Origin of the sequence: Arthrobacter sp. ATA002, from assembly GCF_026898095.1 — a bacterium.
Taxonomy (GTDB): domain Bacteria; phylum Actinomycetota; class Actinomycetes; order Actinomycetales; family Micrococcaceae; genus Arthrobacter_B.
Map to the genome: position 1 here is coordinate 178,821 of NZ_CP114015.1, position 16,606 is coordinate 195,426.

13 protein-coding genes, 1 tRNA gene and 4 pseudogenes are annotated in these 16,606 nt (G+C 64.9%); 12 read left to right on the forward strand and 6 right to left on the reverse strand.

The window, feature by feature from the left end:
• Positions 1–201: 201 nt before the first annotated feature.
• Entirely contained in the window at positions 202–669 is a 468-nt protein-coding gene (locus OL239_RS00960) for a DUF4383 domain-containing protein (protein WP_268910357.1), read from the reverse strand.
• A 166-nt stretch (positions 670–835) separates the two neighbouring features.
• Between OL239_RS00960 and OL239_RS00965 the strand changes: the two are divergent.
• Both OL239_RS00965 and OL239_RS00970 read left to right on the forward strand, forming a co-directional pair.
• Positions 836–1,632 (forward strand): annotated as a pseudogene (locus OL239_RS00965) (SDR family oxidoreductase).
• Between the two features lie 3 nt (positions 1,633–1,635).
• The gene (locus tag OL239_RS00970; RefSeq protein ID WP_268910358.1) at positions 1,636–3,120 is read left to right on the forward strand and encodes an FAD-dependent oxidoreductase; all 1,485 of its coding nucleotides are present in this window, start codon (positions 1,636–1,638) and stop codon (positions 3,118–3,120) included.
• A 102-nt stretch (positions 3,121–3,222) separates the two neighbouring features.
• On the opposite strand, the gene OL239_RS00975 is transcribed toward OL239_RS00970, so the two are convergent.
• The gene (locus tag OL239_RS00975; protein ID WP_329609315.1) at positions 3,223–3,798 is read right to left on the reverse strand and encodes an SRPBCC family protein; all 576 of its coding nucleotides are present in this window, start codon (positions 3,796–3,798) and stop codon (positions 3,223–3,225) included.
• 183 nt (positions 3,799–3,981) lie between these two features.
• Between OL239_RS00975 and OL239_RS00980 the strand changes: the two genes are divergently transcribed.
• Positions 3,982–4,479 (forward strand): Dps family protein, encoded by a 498-nt coding sequence (locus OL239_RS00980; protein ID WP_268910359.1) that lies wholly within the window; start codon positions 3,982–3,984, stop codon positions 4,477–4,479.
• Positions 4,480–4,588: 109 nt separating this feature from the next.
• On the opposite strand, the gene OL239_RS00985 is transcribed toward OL239_RS00980, so the two are convergent.
• A complete protein-coding gene (locus tag OL239_RS00985) occupies positions 4,589–5,296 on the reverse strand; it encodes a FadR/GntR family transcriptional regulator (RefSeq protein WP_268910360.1) in 708 nt (235 codons plus the stop codon).
• Between the two features lie 154 nt (positions 5,297–5,450).
• On the opposite strand from OL239_RS00985, the gene OL239_RS00990 reads away from it, so the two are divergent.
• The 3 genes from OL239_RS00990 to OL239_RS01000 all read left to right on the forward strand — a co-directional run bounded on the left by OL239_RS00990 (position 5,451) and on the right by OL239_RS01000 (position 8,392).
• Positions 5,451–5,969, forward strand: a complete 519-nt coding sequence (locus OL239_RS00990) for a gluconokinase (protein ID WP_268910361.1) — start codon at positions 5,451–5,453, stop codon at positions 5,967–5,969.
• Between the two features lie 83 nt (positions 5,970–6,052).
• Positions 6,053–7,453 carry a GntP family permease gene (locus tag OL239_RS00995; RefSeq protein ID WP_268910362.1) on the forward strand — a complete coding sequence of 467 codons (1,401 nt, stop codon included), beginning with the start codon at positions 6,053–6,055 and terminating at the stop codon, positions 7,451–7,453.
• A 165-nt stretch (positions 7,454–7,618) separates the two neighbouring features.
• A complete protein-coding gene (locus tag OL239_RS01000; protein ID WP_268910363.1) occupies positions 7,619–8,392 on the forward strand; it encodes a metal-dependent hydrolase in 774 nt (257 codons plus the stop codon).
• A 193-nt stretch (positions 8,393–8,585) separates the two neighbouring features.
• On the opposite strand, the gene OL239_RS01005 is transcribed toward OL239_RS01000, so the two are convergent.
• The gene (locus tag OL239_RS01005; protein WP_268910364.1) at positions 8,586–8,960 is read right to left on the reverse strand and encodes a VOC family protein; all 375 of its coding nucleotides are present in this window, start codon (positions 8,958–8,960) and stop codon (positions 8,586–8,588) included.
• An 88-nt stretch (positions 8,961–9,048) separates the two neighbouring features.
• Positions 9,049–9,825 (reverse strand): LysR substrate-binding domain-containing protein, encoded by a 777-nt coding sequence (locus OL239_RS01010; protein WP_268910365.1) that lies wholly within the window; start codon positions 9,823–9,825, stop codon positions 9,049–9,051.
• A 125-nt stretch (positions 9,826–9,950) separates the two neighbouring features.
• Here OL239_RS01010 and OL239_RS01015 point away from each other — a divergent pair, with 125 nt between their 5' ends.
• Positions 9,951–10,382, forward strand: a complete 432-nt coding sequence (locus OL239_RS01015) for a DUF5997 family protein (RefSeq protein WP_268910366.1) — start codon at positions 9,951–9,953, stop codon at positions 10,380–10,382.
• 111 nt (positions 10,383–10,493) lie between these two features.
• Here the strand turns inward: OL239_RS01015 and OL239_RS01020 are convergent.
• Positions 10,494–10,576, reverse strand: a tRNA-Leu gene (locus OL239_RS01020).
• A gap of 432 nt (positions 10,577–11,008) precedes the next feature.
• Between OL239_RS01020 and OL239_RS01025 the strand changes: the two are divergent.
• The 5 genes and pseudogenes from OL239_RS01025 (at position 11,009) to OL239_RS01045 (ending at position 16,594) form a co-directional block, all read left to right on the forward strand.
• A pseudogene (locus tag OL239_RS01025) lies at positions 11,009–11,736 on the forward strand (FhaA domain-containing protein).
• 59 nt (positions 11,737–11,795) lie between these two features.
• Positions 11,796–12,219: pseudogene (locus tag OL239_RS01030) on the forward strand (FHA domain-containing protein FhaB/FipA).
• Positions 12,220–12,263: 44 nt separating this feature from the next.
• Positions 12,264–13,726: pseudogene (locus OL239_RS01035) on the forward strand (PP2C family protein-serine/threonine phosphatase).
• Positions 13,726–15,243, forward strand: coding sequence for an FtsW/RodA/SpoVE family cell cycle protein (locus tag OL239_RS01040; RefSeq protein WP_268910367.1), 1,518 nt, complete (start codon positions 13,726–13,728; stop codon positions 15,241–15,243). The pseudogene OL239_RS01035 and the gene OL239_RS01040 overlap by 1 nt, the downstream one beginning before the upstream one ends.
• Positions 15,140–16,594 (forward strand): peptidoglycan D,D-transpeptidase FtsI family protein, encoded by a 1,455-nt coding sequence (locus OL239_RS01045; protein WP_268910368.1) that lies wholly within the window; start codon positions 15,140–15,142, stop codon positions 16,592–16,594. The genes OL239_RS01040 and OL239_RS01045 overlap by 104 nt, the downstream gene beginning before the upstream one ends.
• Positions 16,595–16,606 lie beyond the last annotated feature (12 nt).

Here is a 16,606-nt window from a genome sequence, read left to right on the forward strand (position 1 = left end):
CTCCGAGGATCGGTTTAGCCGACGCGCCCCAGGTGCTCTTCTAGATAATGTTGTCCCCAGTTTGCCAGCTTTCCGGAGTGGTTTCCTCTTTGCCGCCGGGCGGCGGGGTGCGGGCCGGGCCCGGGCCGAAGCCGGGCAGTAAATTACCTGGGCAGCACAGGGAAAAGGACCGGCAGGCCGCCGGTCCTTTCCGCGGGTTGGCTAGGCGGCGGGGGACGTCCTCCCCGTCGTAGCCGAACGGCTGCCGAACAGCACGCCCAGTCCGACCATGACGACACCGAGAACCAGGTGCAGCCAGTTGTCGGCGTTGTTGACGGGTACGAAGTTCCCGGCTGAGTGGTGCGGCACGATGAGGCCGTAGATCCACAGCAGCAAATAAATAATCCCGCCGCCGATGAGGTAGATCCGGGCCGAGTTGTTGGCCCTGGCCATGATCAGTCCGAGGAAGCCGAACAGCAGGTGCACGATGTTATGCAGGACGGAAACCTGAAAAACCCCGAGCAGGACTGCTTCGGAGGTGTAGCCGGAGAAATACAGGGCTTCGTAGTTCTGGGTGATTCCCGGAACGAAACCCAAAACACCAATAACGATGAAGATAAAGCCGAAATACCATGATGCGCGTTGGGCATTGGTGCGGCGGAGTGATCTGCCGCCGGTGGGATAGGACATAGCGATCTCCTCTTGCTTTGCCGAACTCCTTTGCCATACCGGTTCCGAAACCGGCTGCGGCCGTTATCCGGGATATATTCCCTGACACGAATGGTTCTTCAACTGTTGCACAACGTCCCTAACATGGGAAGCATACTTAGCATCACCGACAGAAGGGAACGCAGTCATGGCTTTCACTCCCCGCACCGCGATCGTCACCGGCTCCGACTCCGGGATAGGCCGTTCCACGGCCGTGGCGCTGGCGGCTTCCGGAATGGACGTGGGCATCACGTGGAATACCGATGAGCAGGGCGCCAAGGAGACCGCCGAAGAAGTCCGCTCCCACGGCCAGCGGGCCTTTACCGCGCGTCTGGACACCACCGATCTGCCCGGCTGCGGACGCGTCATTGACCAACTCGTGAGGGAGCTGGGGTCCCTGGATGTGTTCGTTAACAATGCCGGCGCCGGCGACGGAAAGCCGTTTCTGGACCTGGACTACGAAACGTGGATGCAAACCCTGGACACCAACCTCAACGGCGCCTTTGTTTGCCTGCAGCATGCCGCCCGGACGATGGTTGATGCGGGACAGGAGGGCCGGCTCATCGCGGTGACCAGCGTTCATGAAACCCAGCCCGGGTGGGCTCGTCCGCCTACACGGCGTCCAAGCACGGACTGGGCGGGCTGATGAAGGTTATGGCCCTGGAACTGGGCCGGTACGGGATCACCGTGAATTCGGTGGCACCGGGAGAAATTGCCACCCCCATGACGGACCAGCACAACGAGGACCCGCATCTGGCCGACCGCCCGGGCATTCCCCTTGGAAGGCCCGGCGATGCGCGGGAGATTGCCGCGGTGGTGGCCTTCCTCGCGTCTCCCGCCGCCAGCTATGTCACCGGCGCTTCCTGGCCGGTCGACGGCGGGATGCTGCAAATGGGACCACAGGGCGGTTCCCACATCACGTCAACCGACTGGCTGGAGGCCTGATCCGTGAAGTCGCTATGGCTGGCCACCGCCCCGCCCGTTCCTGCCGACCCCTTCGCTCCGGGAGCGTCCTACGACACAGTGGTGGTCGGGGCCGGCCTGACCGGACTCACCACCGCCCTGCTCCTGGCCCGCCGGGGCCAGAAGGTCGCTGTACTGGAAGCCCGCCGGGCAGGAGCCGTCACCACCGGAAACACCACGGCCAAGGTCTCCCTCCTCCAGGGGCTGCAGCTGTCGTCGATCTCCTCCCATCAGGGGGCCGACGGCGTCCGCGGCTATGTGGAGGCAAACCGGGCAGGCCGTGACTGGCTGCTGGAGTTCTGCCGGGAGCACGGCGTGGACCACGATCTCCGCACCGCCTACACCTATGCGAACAGTGACAAGGGCCGGCAGAGCCTGGAGAAGGAACTGTCCGCCGCAACCGGGGCTGGGCTTCCGGTCCGGATGACCCGGGAGACGGAGCTGCCCTTTGAAGTATCCGGAGCCCTCGAGCTTCCCGGGCAGGCACAGATCCATCCGCTGCAGGCCCTGGCCGCCCTTGCCGCCGAGTTCCGCGCCGGCGGAGGGACCCTGGTCCAGGGTGTCCGGGTCACCGGGGCGGGCACTGCCGCCGGAGAGCGGATCCGCGTGATCACTTCTTCGGGTTCGGTGTCCGCGCAGCATCTGGTGCTGGCCACCGGCATTCCCATTCTCGACCGGGGCGGTTATTTCGCCCGGCTCCTTCCGCTCCGGTCCTACGCTGCGGCGCATCCGGTTCAGGGAGAGGTTCCGCAGGGAATGTACCTGTCCGTCGACGCTCCCTCGCGGTCGCTGCGCACGGCCCGGGTGGACGGCACCGACTACCTGATCTCGGGCGGCAACGGGCACGCCGTCGGGCGCCATCCGCATCCACAGGCACTGGTCGATGACCTGGCGGACTGGACGGTACGACATTTCCCGGTATCGGCTCCGGCCTACGCATGGTCCGCGCAGGACTATGAGCCGGCAGCCGGCCTGCCCTATGTGGGAAAGGTGCCGTTCGGCAACGGCAGCATTCTTGCCGCAACCGGCTTCAACAAGTGGGGCATGACCAACGCGGCAGCCGCGGCGCTGGGGATGAGCGATGCGATAACCCCGGCTGCGGTAGAACACCCGGCCCGAAACTGGTACCAGCCGAAACTGTCGTCCCGGGATGTACTTTCCGCCGTGCGGGACAACGCGGAGGTGGGACTGGCAATGCTGGCCGGCTGGGCATCGTCGATGGCCGGCACTGATGAGTCGGCACCCCCGGAGGGGCAGGGCAAGGTGGTGCGCCGGAACCTGAAGCCGGTGGGCATCTGCACAGTAGACGGGGATGTTTCCCGGGTGTCGGCCGTATGCCCGCATCTGGGCGGAGTGCTCGGCTGGAACGACGCCGAAGCATCCTGGGACTGCCCGCTGCACGGCTCCCGCTTTGCCGCCGACGGAACTCTGCTGGAGGGCCCCGCCGTCCGCGGCCTGGACCGGGCCTGAGGCTCCCGCTGGTCCGGTGGCCGGCGCGGCAAAGGGCGCACCCCGGGGTGCGCCCTTTTTGCCTCGGCTAGTCCATTGCCGGCGGTAGCGGTGCCCGTCAGGTCATAGACCCGCCCGGGGACCGCCGGACTCCGGATCGTCCATGGCCGGATCGGCTTCCGGAGCTGCCGCCAGCCCGGACGTGGAGGTGGCTGCGGGGGCGGCCGGCGCCGGGTCCGCTGTGGGCGGGGCGTCAACGTTGCCGCGCCAAGCTCCGGTGGGAGCGCCGCGTCCCTCGATGAACTCCTTGAAGCGCTTGAGGTCGGACTTAATCTGGCGGTCGTCAGCGCCGACCACTGACCCGACCTTCTCGATGAACGTTTCCGGATCCCAGTCCAGCTGAACCGACACCCGGGTTTCGGCGTCCCCCAACCGGTGAAAGGTCACCACTCCGGCATGGGAAGTGCCGTCGGTGCTTTTCCAGGCCACCCGCTCATCCGGGTGTTGTTCGGTGATCTCCGTGTCGAATTCCCGCTCCACCCCGCCAATTTTGGTCACCCAGTGGCTGGAAGTTTCGGAGGTTTGGGTTATGGATTCAACACCTCCCATAAACTGGGGAAATGATTCGAACTGCGTCCACTGGTTGTAGGCGGCGGACACGGGAACAGCAACATCGATTGATTCTTCTACGGTGGTCATTATGTGTCCCTACGGTAGTCGGATCGTGCGTCATTCAGATGTTCACGCTACCCAACGCACCTGCGTACTTCAACCGGAAGGTAAGCTTACTTAGGTTGACGGCTGCCGGTTCCTTCCCCATCCGGGGCAGCGGCACTAAGCAGGCGTCTTTCGTCAACATATTTCGTCACTATTGGAGGAAACGTGAAGGCATCTAAAGAACTGACCACCAATCTGCAGGCCGTGCTCGTGGACCTGATCGAACTGCATCTGCAGGGCAAGCAGGCGCACTGGAATGTTGTGGGCAAGAACTTCCGCGATCTCCACCTGCAGCTCGATGAAATCATTGAGGACGCCAGGCTGTTCGCGGACGAGCTGGCCGAGCGGATGCGCGCCCTGGAAGCCGTCCCCGACGGCCGCAGCGTGGCCGTTGCCCAGGGAACGTCGCTGCCGCCCTTCCCCGCAGGCCTGGTGGACACCCGGGACACCGTTACCCTGACCGTCGGAATGCTGAACGCCGCCGTGGGGACCATGCGGGAGGTTCATGACCAGGTGGATGAGGAAGATCCCACAACCGCGGACATCCTGCACGGTTTTATCAGCAAGCTGGAGCAGTATGCGTGGATGGTGAACGCCGAAAACGTGAAGCCCACCGCCTCGGTGGTCACCCCGGACCACGCCAACGCCCAGGCCACGCTGTAACCGCTGCCGGCGTCGGACCAGCGGCCGGTCCGTCCCGCAGGGGCGGCCGGCCGCAGCCGTGTTTAAACCGGATTAAATCCCCGGCCGGCGGCGCCGCCGGCTCCTGCCGTTATGCAACTGCGGTTCTGACCTCTTCGAGCAGCGCAGCCATCTGCAGCATCGCTTCGTCACCGTCGCCGTCGGCCACCGCCCTGGCCACCAGCTCATGGCCCTGCAGGGCCACTTCCCGCGGATGGTCGGGCATGAGGCCCTGCTGAGTCCTCCCGGTCAGCACTTCCGCCACGACCGAATCCAGGGACGAGAACATTTCGTTGCCGCTGGTGTGCAGCAGGAGAGTGTGAAAGGCGATGTCCACGGCCAGGAACTCATCCAGCCTGCCTTCCTCTCCCAGCCTCCGCATCTGCGCGGCAAGCTCCACCAGTGTCCGCCGTTCCTCGCCGCCCGCGTTCCGTGCTGCGCCGCAGGCGGCCATTGGTTCCACGGCCACCCGGAGTTCGGTCAGGGTCCGGTACTGCTCGGCCCGGCCCGGGCCGTTCAGGCGCCAGCGGATGATTCGGGAATCAAACCAGTTCCAGTGCCGGGACTCCTGAATGACAATGCCGATCCGGCGCTTGGAGTAGACCAGGTTCATTGATTCCAGGATCCGCATGCAGTCCCGCACAACGGTGCGGGAAACGCCGAAGTCTTCCTGCAGGCCGTCCAGGGTCAGCCGGGATCCGGGTTGGAGGACACCGGAAATGATGTCGGCTCCGATGGCATCAATGATGGCCCCGTTCATGACGGGTGCCGCCGACTGCGGCGACACGCTGCGCTCCACGCTGTTCCCCTGACTGCCGGTTACGGCAAGATCTACGGAACCAAGCCTAGCGCGGCATTGGTGTTATCAATCACTTGTATGGTGATACCTTTGTCCTCATATTACTTCGGAGGGGCCTGCCCGCTCCGGCGACAACGGCGTCCAAGGAGAAACCATGAGCCCCACCCCGCAGCACCTTGTCATTATGGGCGTATCCGGTTCCGGCAAGACCACCATCTCCACCCTGCTCTCTGAGCAGCTGGGCTGGATTGCCGCCGAAGCCGATGAATTCCACCCCGCAGCCAATATTGCAAAGATGTCCTCCGGTATCCCGCTGACCGACGAGGACCGCTGGCCCTGGCTGGACTCCATCCGCACTTGGATGGACACCCAGGCCGGGAACGGACGGTCCACGATCGTTACCTGTTCCGCGCTCAAGCGCGCGTACCGAGACGTTCTGTCCACCGCAGCGGGAGAGGTCCACTTCATCCACCTCGAAGGGGACGTTGCCGTGCTGCGCGAACGGATGAAGACCCGCAGCGGTCATTTCATGCCCGCCTCGCTTCTGCCGTCCCAGATCAACACGCTGGAGCCGCTGGCGGAGGATGAGCCGGGCATCGTCGTCGACATCCTGAAGCCTCCGGCCGAAATCTCCGCGGACATCGTCACCCGCCTGAACCTCCCAGCCAACTAGCCCTTCAGACCGGCCCCTGCTCCGGCACCAGCCGCAGCAGCCACCCACCCAGCAGCACCCCCTAACAACAACGGAGCACATCCATGACAATTGAAGGCTGGTCCCAAACCCTCGGTGCGGGACCCCTCCTCCTGATCGCGGCAGGAGCCATCGCGCTGCTGCTGTTCCTGATTCTGAAACTGCGCCTGCATGCCTTTGTCTCGCTGATCCTGGTCAGTTTGCTGACGGCGTTCGCCACCGGCATCCCGACGGCCAGTGTGGTTACGGTGCTCACCGGAAGCTTTGGGTCGACACTGGCCACGGTGGCCCTGCTCGTGGGCCTCGGCGCGATGCTTGGCCGGCTGGTGGAAACCAGCGGCGGCGCCAAGGTCCTGGCCGACACCATGATCCGGGTCTTCGGCGAGAAACGGGCCCCCTTCGCCCTGGGTGTGGCCTCACTGATTTTCGGCTTCCCCATCTTCTTTGACGCCGGCCTCGTGGTCATGCTCCCGGTGATCTTCTCGGTGGCACGGCGCCTGGGCGGCGGTGTGCTCCGCTACGGCCTCCCCGCTGCCGGAGCATTCTCCGTCATGCATGTCTTCGTGCCCCCGCACCCGGGCCCCGTTACGGCCTCCGGGTTCTTTGAAGCCAATATCGGCGTTGTCCTGATCCTCGGTCTCATCATTGCCCTGCCCACCTGGTACGTCACGTCCTATCTGTTTGGCCTCTGGGTCGGCAGGAAGTTTGTCCTGCCGGTCCCCGCAGTGCTCGGCGAGATTGACGGCGACGAAATCAAGAACCCGCCCAAGTTCGGCACCGTGGTGGCCGTTCTGCTGCTGCCCCTGATCCTGATCTTCCTCAATACCGGGCTGAACACGCTGGCCTCGGCCGGCGTCGTCTCCGCCGCAGCCGCGGAGCAGCCCTGGTTCGCCTTCCTTCGCACCCTGGGTGAAACACCGGTGGCACTGCTGATTTCCCTCCTCGTGGCCTGCGTGGTCCTGGGAACCCGACGCGGCGAATCCAAAACCGCCATCGAGAAAGTGCTGGAATCCGCACTGGGCCCGGTCTGCTCCGTCATCCTGATCACCGGCGCCGGCGGCATGTTCGGAGGCGTCCTGCGCACCTCCGGCATCGGTGACGCGCTGGGCGATGTCCTCAGCGACCTCGGTGTCCCGCTGATCCTCGCCGGCTTCCTGATCGCCGCCATCCTGCGTATCGCCCAGGGTTCGGCCACCGTGGCCCTGACCACCGCCGCCGCCCTGGTCGCCCCCGGCGTCCTGGATGCCGGCTACAACACGGTCCAGACGGCCGCCGTGGTGGTGGCCGTTGCAGCCGGCTCCGTGGTGGTCAGCCACGTGAACGACTCCGGCTTCTGGCTGGTGGGCCGGTTCATGGGCATGGATGTCAAAACCACGTTGAAAACGTGGACCGTGCTGGAAACACTGATCGGCGTCATGGGCTTTGGCCTGGCGGCAGCAATCTTCGGTCTGGCTTCGCTGGGCTAATCAGCGCACGACGGCGGCGGGGCACCCGGGCGGGTGCCCCGCCGTCGTCGTGCCAGGCGGGGCGGATGGGGCTCTGTGTAAGGAGTGTCAGCGGCGCGTGAAAACATGAGAAGTTACGAAAGTTTTCGGTGCTTCACACCGCCCTAGGGAAGGACCCCACGCACCATGATGGGTGGTCATCACGCAGCATCAGGCGCAGCAGCCTGGATTGCTGTCGCTTCAACCGCACCGCACGCCCTCGGCTGGTATCCGGTGACACCGCTGGGAGTGGTCACCGGAGCCCTGCTCACCGCCGGAGCAGCCCTGCTCCCGGACCTCGACCACCACAGCGGAACCATTGCGCATTCCCTGCCGCCGCTCACCAAGATCCTGGCCCGGATCACCGAACAGATCAGCGGCGGACACCGCCGCGGCACGCATTCCCTGCTGGGACTGGCAGTGTTTGTTGCCCTGTCCACCGCCTTGGGCAAGGTCACCGCCGTTGTCCCCTTCTTCGGCTCCGTGGCCGTGGGCGCAGGTCTGCTGTCGGTGCTGTTGATGGGCTTTGCGCTCAAAGCCCTGAAGATCGCCGGCGGTCCCGGCCGCAGCTGGCTGCTGGCCCTGGGGCTTTCGGCTTTCATTGCCATCTACGCCCCCGAAAACAACGACTGGCTTCCCGTGGCCGTCGGGCTGGGCGTCGCCGTACACATCGTCGGAGACCTGCTGACCCATCAGGGTGTCATGATCCTCTGGCCTCTTCGGATCAAGCGTCCGCGTTCCCTGGCGGGAATGCCGGTGCTCAATAAGCTGTGGCGCAGCAGCGGCTGCCTGTCCCTGCCGCTGATTGGTGCTGCCGGATCCTGGCGGGAATGGGCCCTGATGGTTCCCGTCACTGTCTATGCCATCTACGGGGTAATCCACGCAGCGTTCCTAACGCTGACCCACTGGGCCGTTGCCTAAGGATGCTTCCGCCCGCACCGGAAATCCCCTGCCGGCGCGCTGAGCCGGGACAGGCTGATACGCCCTGTCCGCAGGTTCATGGGCCGAAGTAGTTACTATCGTGAACAATGATGGCAGTTGTGGAACCAGCCCTTTTCGCGGGCAGCAGTAAGCCTCCGGTGAACTTCCGGCGGAAGCCCCAGCTGGGCGAGCACTAGCCGGCTCCGTCCTGATGCAGCTGGATGTAATTTCCGCAGCCGTCGTCGAACACAGCCTGGGTACCCATCGCGTCAATGGACGGCGGGCCGGTGAAGCGGACGCCCCGGGCCTCCAACCGCTCCATCTCCGCGGCCACATCCGGCACCCCGAAAACAATGGCCGGCATGCCCAGGTCATACAGGCCGCTGCGGTAGGCCCCCGCCACGGGATGGTCGCTGGGTTCCAGCAGCAGGCCGGGGCCATCGGGGATACCGGGCGCCTGCACGATAAAGAGGTTGTAGTCCGGCATCACCATGAGCGGCTCAAACCCCAGGGTGCCCGTGTAAAACTCGAAGGCGGCGGCCGGATCAAGGACGTGGATGCTGCTCATCTTTACGCGCATGGGCGACACGCTACCCCGTCCGGCAGCGGATGGCCCCGGGCTGCCGAAAAACAACTTGGTCGGCTGACTCTAACAGCTAGCGGCCTCCACGCGGTTTGCCGCCCTTGCGGCTGCCCCCGGATTTACCGCCGGCGCCTTTGCCGCCGGTGTTCCGTTTGCCGCCTGACCGGCCGCCCGGCTTCGTTCCTGCCTGCTCCGCGCTTCTGCTCTGGCGTTCCTTCGTCCGCTGCCGGGCCGTGCTCTTCTGTTCGGCCTGCACCGAGGGCTGGCGTGAGCTGTTGGCTGTCCGCCCGCGCACGATGCCCACCAGTTCTTCAATGCCTTCATCCTCGCTGTCCTGTGCCCAGGCAACGGCAACCCGGGTACCGGGCACGCCGGTCAGCGGACGCGCCACAACATCGCGGCGCGAGTAGAGCTTGGCCACGGCCATGGGGAGGATCAGCAGTCCGGCGCCCGAGGCGACCACTTCCATGCCCACGTCGGCGCTGCCGAGCTCCTGAAGATCCAGAAGGTGCTCACCCGCCAGGTCGGCAAGGTCCAGTTCGTCGAAGGCGGCAACCGCGGAGTCCTTCGCCGCGGCAACCACCGGGCGCTCGTCATAGAGGGCGACGACGCTTACCCCCGCCGGACGGATGTAGTCCTGATCCGGGATCCGGATAAAGACCACATCGGCGCGGCCGGCACGCAGGTCAGCCAGCACCGAGTCTTCGGGGCACTGATAGGCCGTCAGTTCGCGGTCCTGACGCTCGTTCCACCGGCCGATCCATTTACCGGGCGTCACTCCGGGAACGTAGGCCAGCTTCAGCGGACGGGCTGGGCGGGGCGGGCGGAAGGAGGCATCAGTTGGCACCATTTCAGGTTAGCCCAGGCGGGACGGCGATCCTTGCCGGTGCTCCTGCCGCTTCCCAACGTTCTCCGAACTCCCGCCCGGCTTCAGCCGCGGGACACCCCTGCTCCTGCGCCGGATACCCTTATGAGATGACTTCCGAGAAATCCCAATCCATGAAACCTGCCACGGCAGCCAAGAAACTGGGCATCTATCTGCCCGCCGCGCCGCAGGAGTTCCAGGACGGGCCTATTTCCCGGGCCCAGTTTGATGAGCTTCAGGCCAATCCGCCCCAGTGGCTGGTTGATCTGCGTCGCAACGGCCCGCACCCGCGCCCGGTGGTTGCTCAAAAGCTCAACATCTCCATCAGCGGACTGACCCGCTCCGGCATTACGGAGGCCCTGACCACGCAGGAGATCACCGCGCTGCTGGCCGCTCCGCCGGCATGGCTGGTTGAAGAACGTGCCAGCTTTGCGGCGGTGCGGGAAGAAGCAAAGCGCGTGAAGGAAGCGGAGGCCAAGAAGAAACGCAAAGCCCAGCAGGCAGCGCAGGCGGCGGCGAAAGAGCCCAACCAGCGGCGCTAGCACCCCGCCGCCGCGCGGCCACTGCCTGCGGGCAGTGGCCGCCGCCCCGCCGCCCCGCCGGCGCGAACATAAAAAATCACCCCGGTCTTTCAACCGGGGTGATTCGTTTTGTGCGCGAGGGGGGATTTGAACCCCCACGCCCTTTCGGACACTGGCACCTGAAGCCAGCGCGTCTGCCGTTCCGCCACTCGCGCCTAAATGGTCTCCCGCGGAGAGTGTGCCTTCAGTCTCACGACCGGCGGCCTCTCGATTCCCCGGGAACAGCAGAATCAAGCATACCCACATTTTGGGCAAACACCTAAACGGGCGTGGAATCTGCTCGAAAACCGCGGTTTCCCGCGGTTTTCGGCCGTCCGGCCGGTCCGCCGTCACAACTGCTCCAGCTACTCCGGGGCATCCCGCTGCCCCCGCGGCGCCCCGCGGCACCGGAGCTGCGTTAGGACATTTCTCAGTTGTCCCCAGTAGTATCGAAGAGGACCTGTGTACCTTTGGCCTGCCTTGTCACCGCACCGAATCCGCCCCAGCGGGCACACCCGGTGCCGCCGCAGGGCCTAAACCGGTGGCATATTGGTCCAAGTATCCGCCGGACATCCGGACAGCATCAGGACCTAGGGAAGGAGGCGAACATGGGCTTACTCGACAACGTTGAACGCGGAATCGAAAAGGTTGTGCGGGGTGCCTTCTCCACGGGCTCATCCGGCCGGGTGGAACCTCTTGAACTGGCCATCGCCCTGCGGCGTGAACTGGACGAGCGTTCCTTCACCGTGGGCCAGGGCCGCACCCTGGCGCCCAACGTCTTTACGGCCCGCCTGTCCGACTCCGATTTTAAGCGGGCCCAGGAATGGGGCGCGCCGCTGGCGGAAGAGCTTTGCGACGTCGTGATCAAGCACGCGCGGAGCCAGTCCTACACTCTCCAGGGGCCGGTGCGCGTATCCTTTACCCGCGACTCGGCGCTTAAGTCCGGCGTGCTCGAGGTCGACTCCGCAACGGAAAAGGCCGGATCGCCGGCACCCCGCCCGGCTCCGCCGCCCACCCCCGCCAGGGGCCGGGGCGGATGCAGCCCGTGTTGGATATTGACGGTCAACGGTATTCACTGAATGCGCCGTCAGTTGTCCTCGGCCGTTCCTCCGAGGCGGATATCCTCGTTGATGACACCGGCGTTTCCCGCCGGCATCTGGAAATCCGCACCGAAAACGGTGCCAGCCGCGCCATCGACCTCGGCTCCACCAATGGAAGCTTCGTCAACGGTCAGAAAGTACAAGGGGAAGCAGATCTTACGGATGGTTCCACAATTGCCATGGGCCGGACCCGCATTACGTTCCGGCTTCTGCCGATTCGGACCGGGGGACGTTAGTGGACGGTGAACTAATAGTGACCCTGCTCCGCTACGGGTTCCTGATTCTGCTGTGGCTCATGGTCCTCAGCGTCGTCGGCGCGATCCGGCGCGATTTGGTGGTCGGCAGCCGTAACCGGACCGGTACGCCCAGCGCGCGCCAGCTGCGCCGCAACCCGGCCCTGGAGAAGCAGGCCCTGCTCGGTAAAGGTCCCCGCGCGCCAGGTAGTGGTGACCGAGGGCCCGCTGCGGGGCACCACGCTGGAGTTGGCTTCCAGCCCCATCCTGCTGGGCCGCGCCCAGGAAGCGACCCTCGTGCTCGACGACGACTACGCTTCCGGCCGCCATGCCCGCCTGTTCCCCCAGGGCAGCCGCTGGTTCATCGAGGACCTCGGCTCCACCAACGGCACGTTCCTCGGCGGCAGCCAACTCACCCGGGCGCTGCCCGTGGAACCCGGAGTACCGATCCGCATCGGCAAGACGGTCCTTGAGTTGAGGCCTTAGCCGTGGCACTGGTGCTCAACTACGCAGCACGGTCCGACGTCGGCATGGTTCGTTTGAAGAATGACGATTCCGCCTATGTCGGCCGCTATCTCGCCGTCGTCGCCGACGGGATGGGCGGCCATGCCGGCGGCAACGTTGCCTCGGCTTCCACCGTCCTCGACCTCGTCCACCTGGACCGCGGATCGCACGACGATGAGCCCCTCACCGTTCTCGCCGACGAAATCCAGGCCGCCAATTCCCTCCTCTCGGAACTGGTCACCACCAGCCCCCAGCTGTCCGGAATGGGGACCACTGTCACCGCCCTGCTGCTCAACGGCAACCGGTTCGCCTTTGCCCACATCGGCGATTCGCGCGCCTACCGGCTCAAGAACGGCGTCTTCGAACAGGTCAGCATTGACCACACCTTCGTGCAGCGCCTCATTGACGAAGGCCGGTTGCGTCCCGACGAGGCCGAGGTACATCCCCACAAGAATGTCCTGATGCGCGTGCTGGGCGACGTGGATGCCAGTCCGGAGCTGGATCTGGCGACATTTGAGGTGGAGCCGGGCGAGAAATGGCTGCTGTGCTCCGACGGCCTCACGGCTGTCCTGCGGGACTCGGACATCGAAACCGTGCTCCGGGAGACCCGGGACCTGCAGCGGTGCGTCGACATCCTGGTGGAACTCACCCTCGCGGGCGGTTCCCCGGACAACGTGACCGTCGCAGTCATCGAGATCGACGAGGTCCCGGATGACTCCCTTCCCGCCGAGCTCCCCTCGGCCCGCACCTCCCAGGCCGCCGGACCTGTTCTGCCGGCCGCGGCAGCGGCGCCGGCCGCCACCGCGGATGACCGGGAAACCGCAGCCGACACAGCCGGCGGTGACGACGACGAACCGGTCCGTGCGGACCTCATCCGCCAGGATCTTTCCTCGCGTCCGCACATCCTGGTGGGAGCAGCATCGCTGGCCACCGAGACCGGCCAGATCCCCATCGTCACCAAGCGGTCGGCCGAACGCCGCGCTGCGCGGCTGCTGACGCACAAGGCAGCTCCGGAACCGGAAACGGCTCCGGAACAGGAATCCCCAAGAAGCGGCGGCGCTGGCTGCTGCCTACTGCCCTGGCAGTGATCGCCGTCCTGTTGGCAGCCGTGCTTTGGGTGGGCTACACCTGGACGCAGACCCGCTACTACGTCGGGTCGAGCGACAACAACGTGGCTATCTATAACGGCGTTTCGCAGTCCCTCGGACCGATACGGCTTTCCACCGTCACCGAACGCACGGAAATTCCGGTGGACAGCCTGCCCGAATACCAGCGCAACCGGGTCGAGGGCACCATTCCCGCCAAGGATCTGCTGCACGCTGAACAAATCGTCGAGGATCTCCGGGGTACGGCGCAGCCCGGCGCCTGTGGCCCTGCCGCTCCCGCTGCGCCTGCGGCCGGTGCAACTCCCCAGCCGTCCGCGTCGGCCTCCCCCACTGCCGCGGCCATGCCGGCGGCCGGAAACGAAGACTGCGAAGGGCAAAAGTAATGTCCGATGTGCTGACAGCGCCCAAGTCGCGGAGGAACATTGAAGCCGTACTGCTGGTGCTTGCCCTTTTGGTGGGCATCGGAGCCAACATGGTGGTCAGCCTGGACCAGGACCGCGCCTTTGACTCGGACTTCTGGACGCAGGGCGCCACCCTGGTCGGGCTGGTTCTGGTATTCCACATCGTCCTGCGGATTCGGGCAAAATATGCCGATCCGGTTATACTTCCCATCGTCACCGCCCTCAACGGCATTGGTCTGGCGATGATCCACCGGATCGACATCGCGGAGGACACCAGCGCGGCCGACCGGCAGCTGCTCTGGAGCGCCGTCGCCGTTGCCGCAGCCATCGCAGTACTCTTTGTGATCAAGGACCACCGGATTCTCCGGCGGTACACCTATATCTCCCTGATTGTCAGCGCCATTCTCCTGCTTCTGCCCCTGACGCCCGTGGGAGTGGAAATCAACGGTGCCCGCATCTGGATCCAAGTTGGCTCCGGAACCTTCCAGCCCGGAGAAGTCGCCAAGATCACCCTGGCTATATTCTTTGCCGGGTATCTATCCACCAACCGTGACCTCATCCTCATGGCCGGCCGCAAGGTGGGTCCGCTGCAGCTGCCCCGCTTCAAGGACCTCGGCCCCATGATGGCGGCCTGGATCGTCAGCATCGGCGTACTTGTCCTGCAGCGTGACCTGGGGTCCTCCATCCTCTTCTTCGGCCTTTTCATGGCCATGATCTATGTGGCGACCAGCAGGGTCAGCTGGGTATTGATTGGTCTTGCCCTGCTCGCCGCCGGCGGGCTTGTCGCCATGCAGCTGTTCAGCCACGTCGCCCTGCGGATTGACGGCTGGATCAATGCCTTTGATCCGGAGGTTTACGACCGGATCGGCGGAAGCCACCAAGTGGTGCAGGGCCTGTACGGGCTCGCCAGCGGCGGACTCGCCGGCACCGGCCTCGGGCAGGGCCGGCCCGACCTGGTCACCTACGCCAACTCCGACATGATCATTGCCGCACTGGGTGAAGAACTGGGCCTGCTCGGCATCTTCGCCATCGTCCTGCTGTACGTCCTGCTCGTATCCCGCGGCTTCCGCGCCGCCCTGGGCACCCGCGACGGCTTCGGTAAGCTGCTGGCCTGCGGATTGTCCTTCACCATCGCCCTGCAGTGCTTCGTCGTCATCGGCGGCGTCACCCGCCTGATTCCGCTGACCGGCCTGACCACGCCGTTTATGTCCGCGGGCGGATCCTCACTGCTGGCGAACTGGATCATTGTGGCGCTGCTGCTGCTGATCTCCGAAGCCGCCCGCCGGCCGGCGGCGACGGGGCCCTCACCGGGCCAATGGTCCCGGCCATGCAGGAGTCGCCGGTGGGATCGCCGCAACGGAAGAGCAAGGCAAGGGAACAGGAGGTGCAGGGCGCATGAATCAGGCCATCCGCAACAGCTGGATCGTGGCACTGTCCATGTTCATCCTCATCCTCGGGTCGCTGACTTATGTCCAGTTTTTCGCTGCCGAAGAGCTTAACGCTGACCCGAACAACAACCGGACCATTTACCAGAACTTCGGCCAAAACCGCGGCGCGATTTTGGTGGACGGAGCGCCGGTCGCCGAATCAGTGCCCTCGGACGACCAGTTCAACTTCCAGCGCGTGTATCACCAGCCCGAGCTCTACTCCCAGCTGACCGGGTACTTCTCCCTCGTCAGCGGCACCACCCAGCTGGAAAAGGTCATGAATGACCAGCTCACGGGCAACAGCAACCAACAGTTCTTCGACCGGCTGGTGCAGCTGGTCTCCGGCAACCCTGTCCAGGGAGCCTCGGTCGAGCTGACCATCGACTCCGAACTGCAGCAGCTCGCCTATGACCTCATTCCCGAGGGCCAGAAAGGCTCCATCGTGATGATGGAACCGAAGACCGGAAACATCCTGGCGATGGTGTCCAAGCCCAGCTATGACACGAACCTGCTGGCCGGACACGACACACAGGTGGTGGAACAGAACATGGAACAGCTGCTCACCGTCGAAGGGCTGTCGCCTTACCGCAACGCTGCGACCCAGTCGCTGCTCGCCCCCGGCTCGGTCTTCAAACTGGTGGACGCCGCCGCGGCCCTGGAGTCCGGTGACTTCGACGCGGACACACTGATTGACAATCCGAGCTCGCTGCCGCTGCCCGGCACCAATATTTCGCTGCCGAACTTCACCAACGGCAACTGCGGCATCCGGTCCGAAGCAACAATTGGCTTCGCGCTGGAGCAGTCCTGCAACACCGTTTTCGCCCAGATTGCCTGGGATCTCGGGGAAGATGCCATCGCATCGCAGGCGGAGAAGTTCGGGTTCAATCAAGCCCTGAGCCTGCCTGAGCGCGGCATCCAGGAAGTGGCGCCCAGCGGTTTCCCCACGGAGATGGACCAGGCTCAGCTCGCCCAGGCTTCCATCGGCCAGTACAGCGTCACGGCAACCCCGCTGGAAATCGCCATGATGTCCTCAGCCATCGCCAACAACGGTGTCCAAATGACCCCCAATCTGATCCGGAATGTCCGTGCGGCCGATCTGTCAATCATTGACGAGCCGGAGCCGGAGGTCCTGAACACCTCCGTCAGCCCGGAAACAGCCCGCCAGCTCACTGACTGGATGGTGGGCGTCGTCAACAACGGCACCGCCTCCGCAGCCCGGGTCTCCGGCTTCCAGGTGGCCGGCAAGACCGGTACCGCCGAAGTGGAGAACAGGGGTGACAATGCCTGGTTCACCGGCTTTGCTCCGGCGGACGACCCCGAGGTGGCTATTTCCATCGTCATGGAAGACGTTGATCTGGCCACCGGATCCCAACTGACCACTCCAAGCGCGCAGAAACTCCTAGAGGCGGTGTTAAATAAGTGAGGCCTACATCGG

Bases quoted from the DNA above. Each gene is read 5' to 3' on its own strand.
- OL239_RS01010 (WP_268910365.1), bottom strand. From the start codon at position 9,825: ATGGTGCCAACTGATGCCTCCTTCCGCCCGCCCCGCCCAGCCCGTCCG.
- OL239_RS00995 (WP_268910362.1), top strand. From the start codon at position 6,053: ATGACAATTGAAGGCTGGTCCCAAACCCTCGGTGCGGGACCCCTCCTC.
- OL239_RS01040 (WP_268910367.1), top strand. From the start codon at position 13,726: ATGTCCGATGTGCTGACAGCGCCCAAGTCGCGGAGGAACATTGAAGCC.
- OL239_RS00975 (WP_329609315.1), bottom strand. From the start codon at position 3,798: ATGACCACCGTAGAAGAATCAATCGATGTTGCTGTTCCCGTGTCCGCC.
- OL239_RS00990 (WP_268910361.1), top strand. From the start codon at position 5,451: ATGAGCCCCACCCCGCAGCACCTTGTCATTATGGGCGTATCCGGTTCC.
- OL239_RS00960 (WP_268910357.1), bottom strand. From the start codon at position 669: ATGTCCTATCCCACCGGCGGCAGATCACTCCGCCGCACCAATGCCCAA.
- OL239_RS01005 (WP_268910364.1), bottom strand. From the start codon at position 8,960: ATGAGCAGCATCCACGTCCTTGATCCGGCCGCCGCCTTCGAGTTTTAC.
- OL239_RS01045 (WP_268910368.1), top strand. From the start codon at position 15,140: ATGAATCAGGCCATCCGCAACAGCTGGATCGTGGCACTGTCCATGTTC.
- OL239_RS01015 (WP_268910366.1), top strand. From the start codon at position 9,951: ATGACTTCCGAGAAATCCCAATCCATGAAACCTGCCACGGCAGCCAAG.
- OL239_RS01000 (WP_268910363.1), top strand. From the start codon at position 7,619: ATGATGGGTGGTCATCACGCAGCATCAGGCGCAGCAGCCTGGATTGCT.